Genomic DNA, 13,065 nt, shown 5'->3' on the forward strand with positions numbered 1-13,065 from the left:
TTATTAGGTGATAGAAGATCAATAAAGATGTCGCAGAGCGCTTCACTGTTTCAATTGCAACAACAATGAGCTTCGTCTATGGATAAAATTCACGCAATGCAGCTGTTTGTTCGTGTCGCGGAACTGGAGAGTTTTTCCCGGGCGGCGGAGTCACTGACGCTGCCGAAAGGCAGTGTTTCGCGGCAAATTCAGGCGCTGGAAAACCGACTGGGAACCCAGCTATTGCACCGAACCACGCGTCGCGTAAGCCTGACGCAGGACGGCATGGTGTATTACGAGCGGGCAAAAGATCTTCTGACAAACCTGGATGAACTGGACGGTATGTTCCAGCATGACCCCTCCACCATCAGCGGTCGGTTACGCGTGGATATGCCCGTCAGCGTTGCTCGAAATTTAGTCATCCCCAAACTGCCTGCTTTTCTGCAGCAATATCCGGGCATCGAGCTGGAACTTAGCAGCAGCGATCGCCTGGTGGATGTTATTCGTGAAGGGTTTGATTGTGTGGTACGCGTCGGCGCGCTCAAAGACTCGGGACTTATCGCCCGCCCGCTGGGCAAGCTGTCGGTGATTAACTGCGCCAGCCCGGATTATGTCACGCGTTTTGGCTATCCGGAAACGCTGGAAGATTTGGGTTCACACGCCGTCATTCACTACGCCGCCACGCTGGGAACACGTCCCCAGGGCTTTGAGTTTTATAACGGCACGTCGACGCAGTGGGTGAAAACGGGCGGGGTTTTGACCGTCAACAGCACAGAAACGTATCAGGCGGCCTGCATCGCCGGACTGGGTATTATCCAGGTGCCGCGCGTTGGCGTGCGTGACGCTCTGCGCACCAGGAAGTTGATTGAAGTTCTCCCGCAGTACCGGGCGGAACCGATGCCGGTATCGCTGATTTATCCCCACCGGCGCAACCTCTCCCGTCGGGTACATCTGTTTATGGAGTGGCTGACTGCACTCACAAAAGCTTACGTGGATTAGTCGCAAGCTATAATTCAATAACATCCAGCCAAACGAAAAGGAAAAGTCGCGTGACGCCGGAAAACAACCCGCAACGACCTACCCAACATTTAGATTACGAACCCATCCAGAAGATGGAAACCGGGCCTGAAGAAGTAAAAATGCCAGGCACCGCCAGCAAAGCGCTGGGGACTGTCACCAGCCTGGCAGAGCGGATACAGCAGTTCCCCATGATTGCGCACCTGATACGCGCAACAGAGCGGTTTAATGACCGCATGGGTAACCAGTTTGGGGCTGCCATCACCTATTTCTCTTTTTTATCGATGATCCCGATCCTGATGGTGTCTTTTGCCGCAGCCGGTTTTGTGCTCGCGTCACACCCAACGCTGCTGCAGGATATCTTCAATAAAATCCTGAATAACGTCAGTGATCCGACCCTCGCCACCACGCTCAAAAACACCATTAATACCGCCGTACAGCAACGTACGACGGTGGGTATCGTCGGTCTGTTGATTGCCCTTTACTCCGGAATTAACTGGATGGGCAACCTCCGCGAGGCCATTCGTGCCCAGTCGCGCGAGGTGTGGGAGCGTAAGCCTCAGGACCAGGAGAAAATCTGGGTTAAGTATCTTCGCGACTTTGTTTCGCTGATTGGCCTGCTCGTCGCGCTGATTGTGACGCTCTCCATCACCTCCGTCGCCGGTTCGGCGCAGCAGATGATTATCTCTGCGCTCTATCTGGATTACATCGAGTGGCTGAAGCCCGCGTGGCGCGGCATTGGACTGGCTATTTCCATCTTCGCCAACTATCTGCTGTTCTTCTGGATCTTCTGGCGCTTGCCCCGCCATCGTCCGCGTAAAAAGGCGCTGATCCGCGGCACATTGATTGCGGCGATAGGCTTTGAAGTGATCAAAATTGTGATGACTTACACTCTGCCATCGCTGGTGAAATCCCCTTCTGGCGCGGCGTTTGGCTCGGTGCTGGGGCTGATGGCGTTCTTCTACTTCTTCGCCCGCCTGACCTTGTTCTGCGCGGCATGGATTGCCACCGCCGAGTACAAAGACGACCCGCGCATGCCGGGTAAAACACACCGATAACGTCTCTCCCGGGCTGAAACTTCAGCCCGATTCATCATTTCAGCATATAAATCCAGTCCGTAACTTTTATTTAACCAAAAACCAGTTTTATCAGCTGATATTTGAAAACTGTGAAGCATTTCATAGAAGTGTTTTGTCTGGCCTGAACATTATCCGCTTTTTGTTGCTTTTATCACCAGTGCGCGGCTTTGTTACAGATTGAAATGTCGCTTTTGCTGTGCGTAATATGGCCTTTCGTCCGACTAAAAATAAGAAAATATTATGCAAGCAACAGCCACAACACTCGACTCCGGCGCGGAAACCGCGCCGGTTAACTCGCGAAACAAAGTTGTCGTCGCCTCGCTGATTGGCACCGCCATTGAGTTCTTCGACTTTTACATTTATGCCACCGCAGCGGTCATTGTCTTCCCGCATATTTTCTTCCCGCAGGGTGACCCGACGGCAGCCACGCTGCAGTCTCTGGCTACCTTTGCGATCGCGTTTGTTGCGCGTCCGATTGGCTCTGCCCTGTTTGGACACTTCGGCGATCGCATCGGCCGTAAGGTCACGCTGGTAGCCTCGCTGCTGACGATGGGGATCTCCACCGTCGCTATCGGCTTGCTGCCTACCTACGAAACCATTGGTATTCTGGCCCCGATGCTGCTGGCGCTGGCGCGTTTTGGTCAGGGTCTGGGGCTGGGCGGTGAATGGGGGGGTGCGGCGCTGCTGGCCACGGAGAACGCACCGGCACGCAAACGCGCGCTGTACGGTTCATTCCCGCAGCTTGGCGCACCGATTGGCTTCTTCTTTGCGAACGGGACTTTCCTGCTGCTCTCCTGGCTGCTGACGGACGAACAGTTCATGAGCTGGGGCTGGCGTATTCCGTTCGTCTTCTCCGCCGTGCTGGTGCTGATTGGCCTGTATGTCCGCGTGTCGCTTCACGAAACGCCGGTTTTCGCTAAAGTTGCCGCCGCGAAAAAACAGGTAAAAGTGCCGCTGGGTACGCTGCTGACTAAACACGTCCGCGTGACGGTACTGGGCACGTTTATCATGCTCGCGACCTACACGCTGTTCTATATCATGACGGTCTATTCAATGACGTTCAGCACAGCCGCCGCGCCGGTTGGGCTCGGCCTGCCGCGTAACGAAGTGCTGTGGATGTTGATGATGGCGGTCATTGGGTTTGGCGTCATGGTGCCGATTGCCGGCCTGCTGGCGGATAAGTTTGGTCGTCGCTCAAGCATGATTGTTATCACCACGCTGATCATTCTGTTTGCCCTGTTCGTCTTCCCGCCGCTGCTGGGTTCAGGTAGCCCTGCGCTGGTGATGGCGTACCTGCTCATTGGTCTGAGCCTGATGGGCCTGACCTTCGGCCCGATGGGCGCGCTGCTGCCAGAGCTGTTCCCGACGGAAGTGCGTTATACCGGCGCGTCGTTCTCCTATAACGTTGCCTCTATTCTGGGTGCGTCCGTTGCGCCTTATATCGCCACCTGGCTGCAGGCAAATTATGGCCTGTTCTACGTGGGCGTTTACCTGGCCGCCATGGCAGCGTTGACGCTGATTGCCCTTCTGCTGACCCACGAGACGAAGCACCAGTCTCTGTAATTCACCGCGGCCTGATACCCTCTCCCCCAGGGAGAGGGTAAAGGTCCCGAAAGCCGCACGTTATTTTTTCATCTGCGACAAAATGTTCCGGCACTGATTCGCATCCCCTTCTGACGGCGAAATTAACGCCAACAGCGCCGCCGCTGGCGTAACCAGCGTCGCGAGTGCTGCCGCCACCGCGCCGCGCGCAATCAGCGGACCGGGTTTCACACCCGCCTGCGGATTTTTAAAGGTCCCACGCACGTAGAGCGGCGAACGCAGGGTGATGATACGAATCCCCTTACTTTCCGGATCGATGGTTAAATCAAGCTGCTCGGAGGCCATACTGGCGGTGCCGGTCACGTTGATAACCGCATTCTCCGTATCGAAGGCAAAAATCTGCGGGCGCGCCACGCCGTTGACCAGATCCAGGTTGGCCGCCGCACAGTTCACCCGCACCTCATCATCACCGAAGATTTGCCCGATGACGTAGTTCCCGACGTTCAGCCCCAGGATCTCCATCAGGTTGCGGCTCACCAGCCCGTCGTTCATCAGAAGCTTCAGGTTACCGTTACTGCTCCCGAGCAGTGCAGCCACAGAATTCCCCACGCCGCGGATATCGGCATCGCCGTTCATTTCACCCAGGGTTTTCTGCATCAATTCCACGTTCGGCATCAGCTCTTTCAGTTTGAGCCGGCGGGCCTTAATATCGGCACGCCCCTGCATCGGCTTTTTATCGCCTTCGAGGTGAATGTTCGATGAGAGGGTCCCACCCGCCATGCCAAACTTCAGCGGCTGCAGGCGTAAATCGGCATTTTTAAGCAGGATATGGGTCGAAAGATTGCTGATCGGCAGCGTACTGCCATGTTCGATTTTGCCCCCTTTAAAGCGAACATCCGCATCCATTACGTCCCACTTATCGGTCTCAAAGCGATCGTAAGGCAGGACTTTCCCCGCCGGCTGGCGATCTTTCTTCACCTCTTTTGATTTCGTGCCTTTACCGGAATCAATCCCGATCAGCGGCCCCAAATCGGCCAGCCGCAGCTGACGAGACTCCACATCGCCTTCCAGTTTCGGACGCGGTTTTCCGGTGGTGTAGGTCAACGAGCCATGGATATCGCTGTCGCCAATACGGCCATTGAAATCGCGATAATCAAATACCGACGATTTTTCCGTGTCGATTTTTGCCACCAGATGCCCGTCCGTCTCAAACGGTGGCGTATCTGGCAGCAGGACGCCAGTGAGTTCATACAGTTCACCCAGCGAATCACCGGCAAATTTCAGCCGCAGATCAACGCCCCCCATGTTCATAGGGTCGTTGACGGTCCCGGTGAAGGCCACCCGCGTGTTCCCGGAGCGGAAATCCGCCTGCACAGGAAACGGCGTCGAGTCGCTTCGAAGCGCCAGCATGCCGCCAATTTTGCCAGTGCCGGTCAGGGGCTGCCCTTTGTAGCGCCCTTCGGCCTTCAGGCCGAAAACATAATCCCCGGCTTTGGCATTATCGCCCTTCGCTTTTGCGCCGGTCACTTCGCTAAACGGCAGCGGTTTGCCCAACGGATCGACCAGGATCTCAATATCAGCCTTGCTAACCTTGTCGTCGATGGCGATCCGCCCGCGATCGAAGAGAATATTGTCGAGACGGAATGACCATGATGAGGGCTGCGCATTGGGATCTTTTTCGTCGCTGCTGGCGAGATCAAACGTCCAGTTGTTGTTCTTTTCGGAAAGGCGGATCAGACGCGCATCGGGCTGCTGAAGCTTGATCCACGGCAGGTAAACCGTTTTGGTCAGTAGCGCTAACGGGGCCAGCGTGGCTTCTACGCGGGGCAAATGCACCATTGTCACGTCAGGAATATCCGGCGGGTTGCCGAGAATGATGTCGTCGGCGTGGACATGCGGCCAGGGGATCCAGCTTCGCCAGCCGGTCTCCTCTTTCTGGCGTTCCCACACCACCCCGAGATCGCCGCGTATGGCGAAGGGGCGATTGAGTTCGGTGGAGACTTTCTGGTTGATGGTCGGCTTAAGGCGGTTCCAGTCAAACGTCGCGATAATGACGACGGCGACCACGATCAACAACAATAAAATCCCTGCTGTCCAGGCGATTACCCTGGTTGTTTTTGTCATTGTTATCCCCTTTCCTGATGACCTTACCTGTAAAACTATAGTTCAGACAAAGGGAAGCGGGCAGATCAGAGGATCGTTATCACGGAATCGAGGGTATCCATTGGGACCGGACGAGAGAGGAAATAGCCTTGTGCCGCCGCCGCGGGAGAATTTTGCACATCACGCCACTCATCCAGCGTTTCCACACCTTCCACTATCACGCCCTGGCAGTAGCGGTTCATCAGCTGTAATAACAGCGTAAACAGATTCCGCCCTTCCGGGGTCTGGCGCAGCATAATGAACAGGTCGCGGGCCACTTTAATGTAGTCGTAACGCACTTCGCTGAGGGCAGAGAAGTTCGCCATCCCGGTGCCAAAGTCATCCAGCCACAGCGGGCCGAATTCGCACATCGAGGCAAATGATGAGTCCTGTGGCAGACGAACATGCTCCACCAGCTCAAAGCGCATCCACGGTAAGGAGGCGATCAGCTCCTGTAATTTCGCGTTCTGGCGCAGCGCCAGCAGGGTGGGTCCATCGACGTTGACCGAGGCGAGGATGGCGTGCTGTTCGAAAAAGGCCTGTTTGGTTGCCAGCATACGGAGCTGTTCTTCCAGCACATCCAGGCGCTGGCGCACGGCAACTTCGGCAAAATAGCGGTCCGGTGCGATACGCTGTGAGGGGTTTGACGGGTGCGTCACGACGGTCAAAATTTCAATAGCCATCAGTCGACCGTCCGTTCGGTAGATCGGCTGATAGGTGTACGCACGCTCACATTGCAGCCAGTAGCGATGCTCCTGCAAGTTCTCAATACTTGCCTCAGGCGTAGTGCTCAGCCGCTGGATAACCTGCTCTGACTTCATTTCAGATGTCCTGTTGTTGGATGGCCTTTCTGGACTCGTCAAAGGGTTATCGGCCCGGCAATTGAGAACTTTATGTTCAATTCACCCGGAAAATGAAATTAAGCGGGCAGAAATTAACAGGAACACGCGCTGGCTCAAATAAAATAATGGAACGTCGTTTTAATATAGTTGACCGCATAATTCACTCAGCGCACACTACCGAAAATTACTCTGTTCAGGTTCACGATTATGACCAAGAAAATTGCCGTGATTGGCGAATGCATGATTGAGCTGTCACAAAAAGGCGCGGAAGTCAGCCGCGGTTTTGGTGGCGATACGTTAAACACCTCCGTTTATATTGCCCGTCAGGTTGCCCCTGAGGCCCTTACCGTGAACTACGTCACCGCCCTGGGGACGGACAGTTTCAGCCAGCAAATGCTGGAAGCCTGGCAGAGTGAGCAGGTGGACACCTCGATGATACAGCGTATGGAAAACCGCCTGCCGGGGCTTTACTACATTGAAACCGACGATACCGGCGAGCGGACCTTCTACTACTGGCGTAACGAAGCCGCGGCCAAATTCTGGCTGGAGAGCGACGCTGCGGCTGCCATCTGCGAAGCGTTAGCCACCTTTGATTATCTTTATCTAAGCGGGATTAGCCTGGCTATTTTAAGCTCAGCCAGCCGTGAAAAGCTGCTGTCGTTACTGCGTGAATGCCGCGCCAATGGCGGCAAGGTTATTTTCGATAATAACTACCGTCCGCGCCTGTGGGCCAGCCGTGAAGAGACGCAGCAGGTTTATCAGCAGATACTGCAATGCACCGATATCGCCTTCCTGACGCTCGATGATGAAGATGCGCTGTGGGGTGAGAAACCCGTTGATGAGGTGATTGCGCGTACGCAGGCCGCCGGCGTAAGTGAAGTGGTGATTAAGCGCGGGGCTGATTCATGTCTGGTCGCCATCGCAGGTGAAGCCGTCATCGACGTTCCTGCGGTGACATTGCCGAAAGAGAAAGTGATTGATACGACGGCGGCGGGAGATTCATTCAGTGCGGGCTATCTGGCGGTGCGTCTGACGGGCGGGACGCCTGAAGCGGCAGCCCAGCGTGGACACCTGACGGCGAGCACCGTGATCCAGTATCGCGGGGCAATTATTCCGCGTGAGGCAATGCCACAGTAAAAAAAACCCTCTCCGACAGGGAGAGGGTTTTGCATGAGGGGCATTACTGCCCCTGCGGGATATCCGTTGCGTCCTGATGCAAATCATCTGCCGTAGCAGCCTGCGATGGCTGCGGCGTGGAGGCCATAATGGTATTCCAGGTCGACTGAAGTTCCTTCATGTCATATTCCGGCTCGCCTTTCGGCTGCAGAAGAATCAACGCCATTTCCTGCGACAGCTGCTGACGTAAGTCCTGATTCAACATATCGACGGTCAACCCCTCCAGGAAGTCCTGACGAAGCTTCTGGTACTGCTCCGGCGCAATATCCACCACCTGATTCTGCAGTGAGCGAATACGCTGGCTGATCAGAATGTCGGTATCGGCGCGGGCATACGTTGCAAACAGCTTCTGCAGCTCAAGTTTTTTCTGTGCGACCAGCGCATTGAACTCTTCTTCCGACAGGCCCTCTTTGCGCACTTTTGCCAGCTCTTTTGCCACCACGCCCAGATTCGCATTCAGCTTATCGCCCGGCGATTCAACGTTAATGGCACACTGTGCACGCTGGAACAGCACGCGGCAGTCAAAGCCGAGACCGATATTCTTCACGTTATTCTTGCTGAGCGTCTGCTGAACGTGCCAGAACAGCGCTTCACGTGCCAGATCGGCACGCCAGTAGCGCAGCAGCGCCGCTGACTCACGAATTGGCTGCCAGGCGTTATCCCACATGACGGAGAGGCGATCCTGACGAACGGTATCCGTCATAATGCTGACAGGCTCTGCACGCAGTGGAGAGAGCGTTGGGACAGGGGCCGGTGTTTCGCGTTTGCCTTTCAGTTCGCCAAACGCTTTGTTGATCTGCTCCACCACCGCACGGCTGTCCACATTCCCCACCACGATAAGCGTCATCGCGTCCGGGGTGTACCATTTCTGGTAGAACGATTTTACCTGCTCAGCGTCCACCGGCTGTTTCAGCGGCTCGGCCGGGTCATGCCCAAGCAGCGTTGAACCCTTCAGGCGGTAACGCCACCAGCCCTCTTTGGTGTCCACAGGCCAGGTGGCAACCATGTCACTGTTGCTCAGCGCATAGTTAACGGTTTCCGGCGTAATCGCCAGATTGCCCGACGCATCGGCGAGATACGTAAGGGCTTCTTTGAGCAGGTCGTTACGGTTATTTGGCAGGCTCAGGTTGAACATGGTGTAGTCATACGAGACCACAGCCGGCGGAAGCGGGCGTTTCGGATCAATGGCCTGTTGCCAGAGCGAACGCACCTGAACTGCTTGCAAACTGCCGCTCTGCGTGAGCGCCAGTCGGGGAATAAAATGGCTAAAACCGGTTTGCTGAGTGCTTTCCGTGAGGGAGCCGGTATTAACAGACAGACGGATTTCAACACGGTCACTCGGACGTTGTGGGGTGGCTAAAACCTGCCACTGAAAACCGTTCGCTAGTGTCCCTTGTTGCCAGGCCGGGTCTGGCTGGAGCGCATCTGCCTGCACATAACTGGCTGCTGCCATCATCAGCAAACCGCCGGTTAAGAGTCGAATTTTTGTGCCCTGCATGTGAACCCCTGATCAACATTCCTGGTTAAAGAGAGTGTCTCGCGACGCGTTTCACTCTAAAAGATGACGATGAAAACACGTCGATTAGACCGCGTGTTCTACAAAACGTCACGGTCAGAAGTGAAATATACCCAAAAAAATCTTGTCGAATTATGACAGGTACGAACAGTTATTATGCGCAGGAGCCCGCATCCCGACAAGGGAATGCGGGCATTTGTGACAATATTAAGAGGATAAACCAGGAGTTTTGCTGTCTGACTGGCGATTATTTAACGTATCGTCGAGCTTTTTGTGATCCAGCTCTTTCACCCATTTTGCCACGACTACCGTTGCCACACCGTTACCTACGAGGTTGGTTAAGGCACGGGCTTCAGACATAAAGCGGTCAATACCGAGAATCAGCGCCAGCCCCGCCACCGGCAGGTGTCCGACCGCGGAAATGGTGGCCGCCAGCACGATAAAGCCACTGCCAGTAACACCTGCGGCCCCTTTAGACGAGAGCAGGAGCACCACCAGCAGGGTAACCTGATGGAAAATGTCCATATGGCTATTGGTCGCCTGAGCGATAAACACGGCCGCCATTGTCAGGTATATCGAGGTGCCATCAAGGTTGAAGGAGTAGCCCGTCGGGATGACCAGCCCCACCACCGATTTACGGCAGCCCAGCTTTTCCATCTTATCGAGCATGCGCGGCAGGGCCGATTCGGATGAAGAGGTCCCCAGAACAATCAGCAGCTCTTCGCGGATATAACGGATAAATTTGAAAATGCTGAACCCTGCCGCGCGGGCGATTGAGCCCAGCACCACCACCACGAACAGAATACAGGTGATATAGAAGCAGATGATGAGCTGACCCAGCTGCACCAGGGTACCCACGCCGTACTTACCGATGGTGAATGCCATCGCACCGAAGGCCCCAATAGGCGCCAGGCGCATGATCATATTGATGATGCCAAAGATGACCTGCGAGAAGCTTTCAATGACGTTAAAGATCAGCTGGCCTTTGTTGCCCAGACGGTGCAGGGCAAAGCCAAACATGACGGCAAACAGCAGCACCTGCAGAATGTTGCCGCTGGCAAATGCACCAATGACGCTGCCTGGGATAACGTCCAGCAGGAAGGCCACTACCCCCTGGTCCTTCGCCTGATCGGCGTACACCGCGACCGCTTTGGCATCCAGCGTTGATGGGTCAACGTTCATCCCCGCGCCGGGCTGCACCACGTTCACGATGATAAGACCAATAATCAGCGCAAGGGTACTGACCACTTCGAAATAGAGAAGCGCCACTGCACCGGTACGGCCGACCGCCTTCATGCTTTCCATGCCAGCGATGCCCGTCACGACGGTACAGAAGATCACCGGGGCGATGACCATTTTGATGAGCTTAACGAATGCGTCGCCAAGCGGTTTCATTTGTGCGCCAAGTTCAGGGTAATAGTGACCAAGCAAAATACCGATTGCGATGGCTGTCAGGACCTGAAAATAGAGACTTTTGAAGAGTGAGGTTTTCATAGGGTGTCCTTGGGAAGAAAAACCACAGGCTTTGTAAGGTTATGGTTAACCTGCGGCTTTAAAATAACACCCGTATAACAGGACAGAAATAAACCCAGTTCAAATTTGAAACACAAATGTTAAGAACTTTGAGCTGGCTCGCACAAGCCAGCAACAAAATTACACGTTTGCGCTATTGTCCCCACCGGAAAGGTAGCGTTGTTCAAAGACATCCGACGGAACAGCCGGTGCAAACAGGAAGCCCTGTCCGCCCTCCACGCCCGCTTCAGCCAGCCAGGTGCGCTGCGCGTCTGTCTCAATCCCTTCGGCAATCAGCTGCAGTTTCAGGCTGCGGGCCAGCTGGATAATGGCCTGGACCATGCTGCTGTCTTCCGGCAACCCTTCAACAAAGGCTTTGTCGATTTTCAGCACATCCACCGGCAGGGTTTTCATATGCTGGAGCTGACGCAGCCCGGCATAGCCCATACCGAAATCGTCCAGCGCGATGCGTATACCGGCATTACGCAGCGGTTTCAGAATCGCGACCGCCTCATTAGGATCGTCAATACGCCGGCTTTCCGTGACTTCCAGCGTTAGCGTATCAGGCTTGATCCGGTAACGATGGATCAGCTCCAGCATCTCAGACACCATGGTCGGATGCATCAGCTGCAGGGCGGACAAGTTGACCGACAGCGGGAGCGTCACGCCTCGTTCCTGCCAGGCAGCAAGCTGTCGGCACGACTCCTCCAGCACCCAGTAACCGACGGTGACCATCAGGCCACAGGATTCAATGCGCTCAATGAGCCCTTCCGGCAATTCCCATGAACCATCCGGCTGCTGCACGCGCAGCAGCGCTTCCGCGCTGATCACCTCGCCCGTCAGCAAATTCACCTGCGGCTGGAGCCAGAGGGCAAACTGACGGTTATCCAGCGCGGTCAAAATGTCGCTCTCTTCCGTCAGGCGCTGCTGCGCCCTTTCCATCTGTTCCGGGTCGAAGAACTGGATCTGATTTTTCCCTTTGCGCCGGGCGGTAAACGCCGCCGAGAAAGCACGACGGTAAAGCTGTTCCGCCGTTAAGTCTCCGTAGTACATCGCAATACCGATGCTGGCGCTTGGACGAAGCTGGATGCCCTGAATCGGCAGCCGCTCATTAATGACAGTGAGTACTTGCTGACCTAATGTGATCGCATGCCACGGCTCTTTCACGCCGTTGGCAATCACCACCAGGTCATACCCGCTGACCTGGGTCAGCACCATGCGCGGGGCCAGCACGGACTTCACTTTCTCCACCAGCGTCAGGAGCAGCATTTCACGCTGGTTCTCTTTGAGCACGCCGGCGGTGTCCTGCAGGGTTTCACAGGCGATCACCATCAGCGCGGTGGTTTGCTGGCGGGCAACAGTCTGTTCCAGCATCGCCATCAGGAAGGCTTTATTGGGCAGCTCCGACACCGGGAAGCGCGTGGCGCTGCTGTTCAGCTCATCCTGCTGGCGCTGCATCCGCTGCTGGTTGAGGTTATAGCTGCGTACCAGCATGCCAATCTCGTCGTCATGATGAAGACGCGGCAGCGGAAGCTGATGCCCCACCTGGTCCTGCGGTGAAAGCGTGTTCAACTCCCGGGCAATCCGGCGTAGCGGATGCACAATCAGACGGTTAATACACCAGGTCAGCGCCACGCTCAGAATAAGTGTCATAAGTAAGCAAGTGGTCACTAACGTGACAACCCAGCTCATGACGAATTTGTACATGCGGTACGAGTCCGCCTGCAGAACAAGGTAGGCCAACGGCTGTGGATTCGCGGGACGCTCAAGCGAATAGACCGGTAGCGAAATCTGCACCGGCAGTTCAAACAGTCGCATCACCATCATGGGGACCGGTCGCTCGGGGATAAAACTCATCCGCAGCGCCTGAAACTGATTGGGTAACACCACGTCTGCGCGGCTCACGACACCGGCAGGCTGAATGCGTTTTAAAATGGTTTCCGCTTCGGGAATATCCCCTTTCAAAATAGAGGCAGAGAGCGGGCCACGCACCGAGCGGGCAATACTTTCTAATTGCGAAGCCGTGTTATAGCGATTCTGCTGTACGGAATGAAACAGCAAAATTACGCAAAAAAGGAGTACAAACAGCATTGTGACGGCAGAAACCATCGCCATCTGTTTGATAGTTAAGGAACGGCTGACACGCAAAATGACTCTCCACAAAACTCGAAGCGCAGGGCGCACCAGGGTGTAAACCTGGTGCGCCTGAGTATACCCGATTGCTGTACTTTTAAGAGAGACTTACAAATGGATTAAGTTA

The 13,065-nt window shown here is 55.2% G+C and carries 9 protein-coding genes; 4 read left to right on the forward strand and 5 right to left on the reverse strand.

Going from position 1 to position 13,065, the window contains the following annotated elements; translation table 11 throughout:
• Window positions 1–78: 78 nt before the first annotated feature.
• The 3 genes from HV242_RS22395 (at window position 79) to HV242_RS22405 (ending at window position 3,638) form a co-directional block, all read left to right on the forward strand.
• Window positions 79–978, forward strand: a complete 900-nt coding sequence (locus HV242_RS22395) for a LysR family transcriptional regulator (RefSeq protein WP_014172080.1) — start codon at window positions 79–81, stop codon at window positions 976–978.
• 50 nt (window positions 979–1,028) lie between these two features.
• Entirely contained in the window at window positions 1,029–2,054 is a 1,026-nt protein-coding gene (gene yhjD / locus HV242_RS22400; RefSeq protein ID WP_020884492.1) for an inner membrane protein YhjD, read from the forward strand.
• 261 nt (window positions 2,055–2,315) lie between these two features.
• Window positions 2,316–3,638, forward strand: a complete 1,323-nt coding sequence (locus tag HV242_RS22405; protein WP_014172082.1) for an MFS transporter — start codon at window positions 2,316–2,318, stop codon at window positions 3,636–3,638.
• Between the two features lie 60 nt (window positions 3,639–3,698).
• Here HV242_RS22405 and HV242_RS22410 read toward each other — a convergent pair whose 3' ends face one another.
• On the reverse strand, window positions 3,699–5,741 hold the full coding sequence (locus HV242_RS22410) for an AsmA family protein (RefSeq protein ID WP_044867314.1): 2,043 nt from the start codon (window positions 5,739–5,741) through the stop codon (window positions 3,699–3,701).
• 65 nt (window positions 5,742–5,806) lie between these two features.
• Window positions 5,807–6,580 carry a cyclic-guanylate-specific phosphodiesterase gene (gene pdeH / locus HV242_RS22415; protein WP_032679195.1) on the reverse strand — a complete coding sequence of 258 codons (774 nt, stop codon included), beginning with the start codon at window positions 6,578–6,580 and terminating at the stop codon, window positions 5,807–5,809.
• Between the two features lie 228 nt (window positions 6,581–6,808).
• Between pdeH and kdgK the strand changes: the two genes are divergently transcribed.
• Window positions 6,809–7,738 carry a 2-dehydro-3-deoxygluconokinase gene (gene kdgK / locus HV242_RS22420; RefSeq protein ID WP_050737717.1) on the forward strand — a complete coding sequence of 310 codons (930 nt, stop codon included), beginning with the start codon at window positions 6,809–6,811 and terminating at the stop codon, window positions 7,736–7,738.
• Between the two features lie 43 nt (window positions 7,739–7,781).
• Here the strand turns inward: kdgK and HV242_RS22425 are convergent, their stop codons facing one another.
• From HV242_RS22425 to hmsP, 3 genes are all read right to left on the reverse strand, one after another.
• Entirely contained in the window at window positions 7,782–9,275 is a 1,494-nt protein-coding gene (locus tag HV242_RS22425; RefSeq protein ID WP_025202804.1) for a M16 family metallopeptidase, read from the reverse strand.
• Window positions 9,276–9,500: 225 nt separating this feature from the next.
• Window positions 9,501–10,787 (reverse strand): dicarboxylate/amino acid:cation symporter, encoded by a 1,287-nt coding sequence (locus tag HV242_RS22430; RefSeq protein WP_014172087.1) that lies wholly within the window; start codon window positions 10,785–10,787, stop codon window positions 9,501–9,503.
• A gap of 159 nt (window positions 10,788–10,946) precedes the next feature.
• Window positions 10,947–12,953, reverse strand: a complete 2,007-nt coding sequence (gene hmsP, locus HV242_RS22435; protein WP_025202803.1) for a biofilm formation regulator HmsP — start codon at window positions 12,951–12,953, stop codon at window positions 10,947–10,949.
• Window positions 12,954–13,065 lie beyond the last annotated feature (112 nt).

It is taken from the genome of Enterobacter sp. RHBSTW-00593, assembly GCF_013784105.1.
Taxonomy (GTDB): Bacteria; Pseudomonadota; Gammaproteobacteria; order Enterobacterales; family Enterobacteriaceae; genus Enterobacter; species Enterobacter ludwigii.

What these genes read in the sequence shown, in the direction of transcription:
- HV242_RS22410 (WP_044867314.1), bottom strand. Translation starts at nt 5,741, where the DNA reads ATGACAAAAACAACCAGGGTAATCGCCTGGACAGCAGGGATTTTATTG.
- kdgK (WP_050737717.1), top strand. Translation starts at nt 6,809, where the DNA reads ATGACCAAGAAAATTGCCGTGATTGGCGAATGCATGATTGAGCTGTCA.
- HV242_RS22405 (WP_014172082.1), top strand. Translation starts at nt 2,316, where the DNA reads ATGCAAGCAACAGCCACAACACTCGACTCCGGCGCGGAAACCGCGCCG.
- HV242_RS22430 (WP_014172087.1), bottom strand. Translation starts at nt 10,787, where the DNA reads ATGAAAACCTCACTCTTCAAAAGTCTCTATTTTCAGGTCCTGACAGCC.
- pdeH (WP_032679195.1), bottom strand. Translation starts at nt 6,580, where the DNA reads ATGAAGTCAGAGCAGGTTATCCAGCGGCTGAGCACTACGCCTGAGGCA.
- HV242_RS22395 (WP_014172080.1), top strand. Translation starts at nt 79, where the DNA reads ATGGATAAAATTCACGCAATGCAGCTGTTTGTTCGTGTCGCGGAACTG.
- HV242_RS22425 (WP_025202804.1), bottom strand. Translation starts at nt 9,275, where the DNA reads ATGCAGGGCACAAAAATTCGACTCTTAACCGGCGGTTTGCTGATGATG.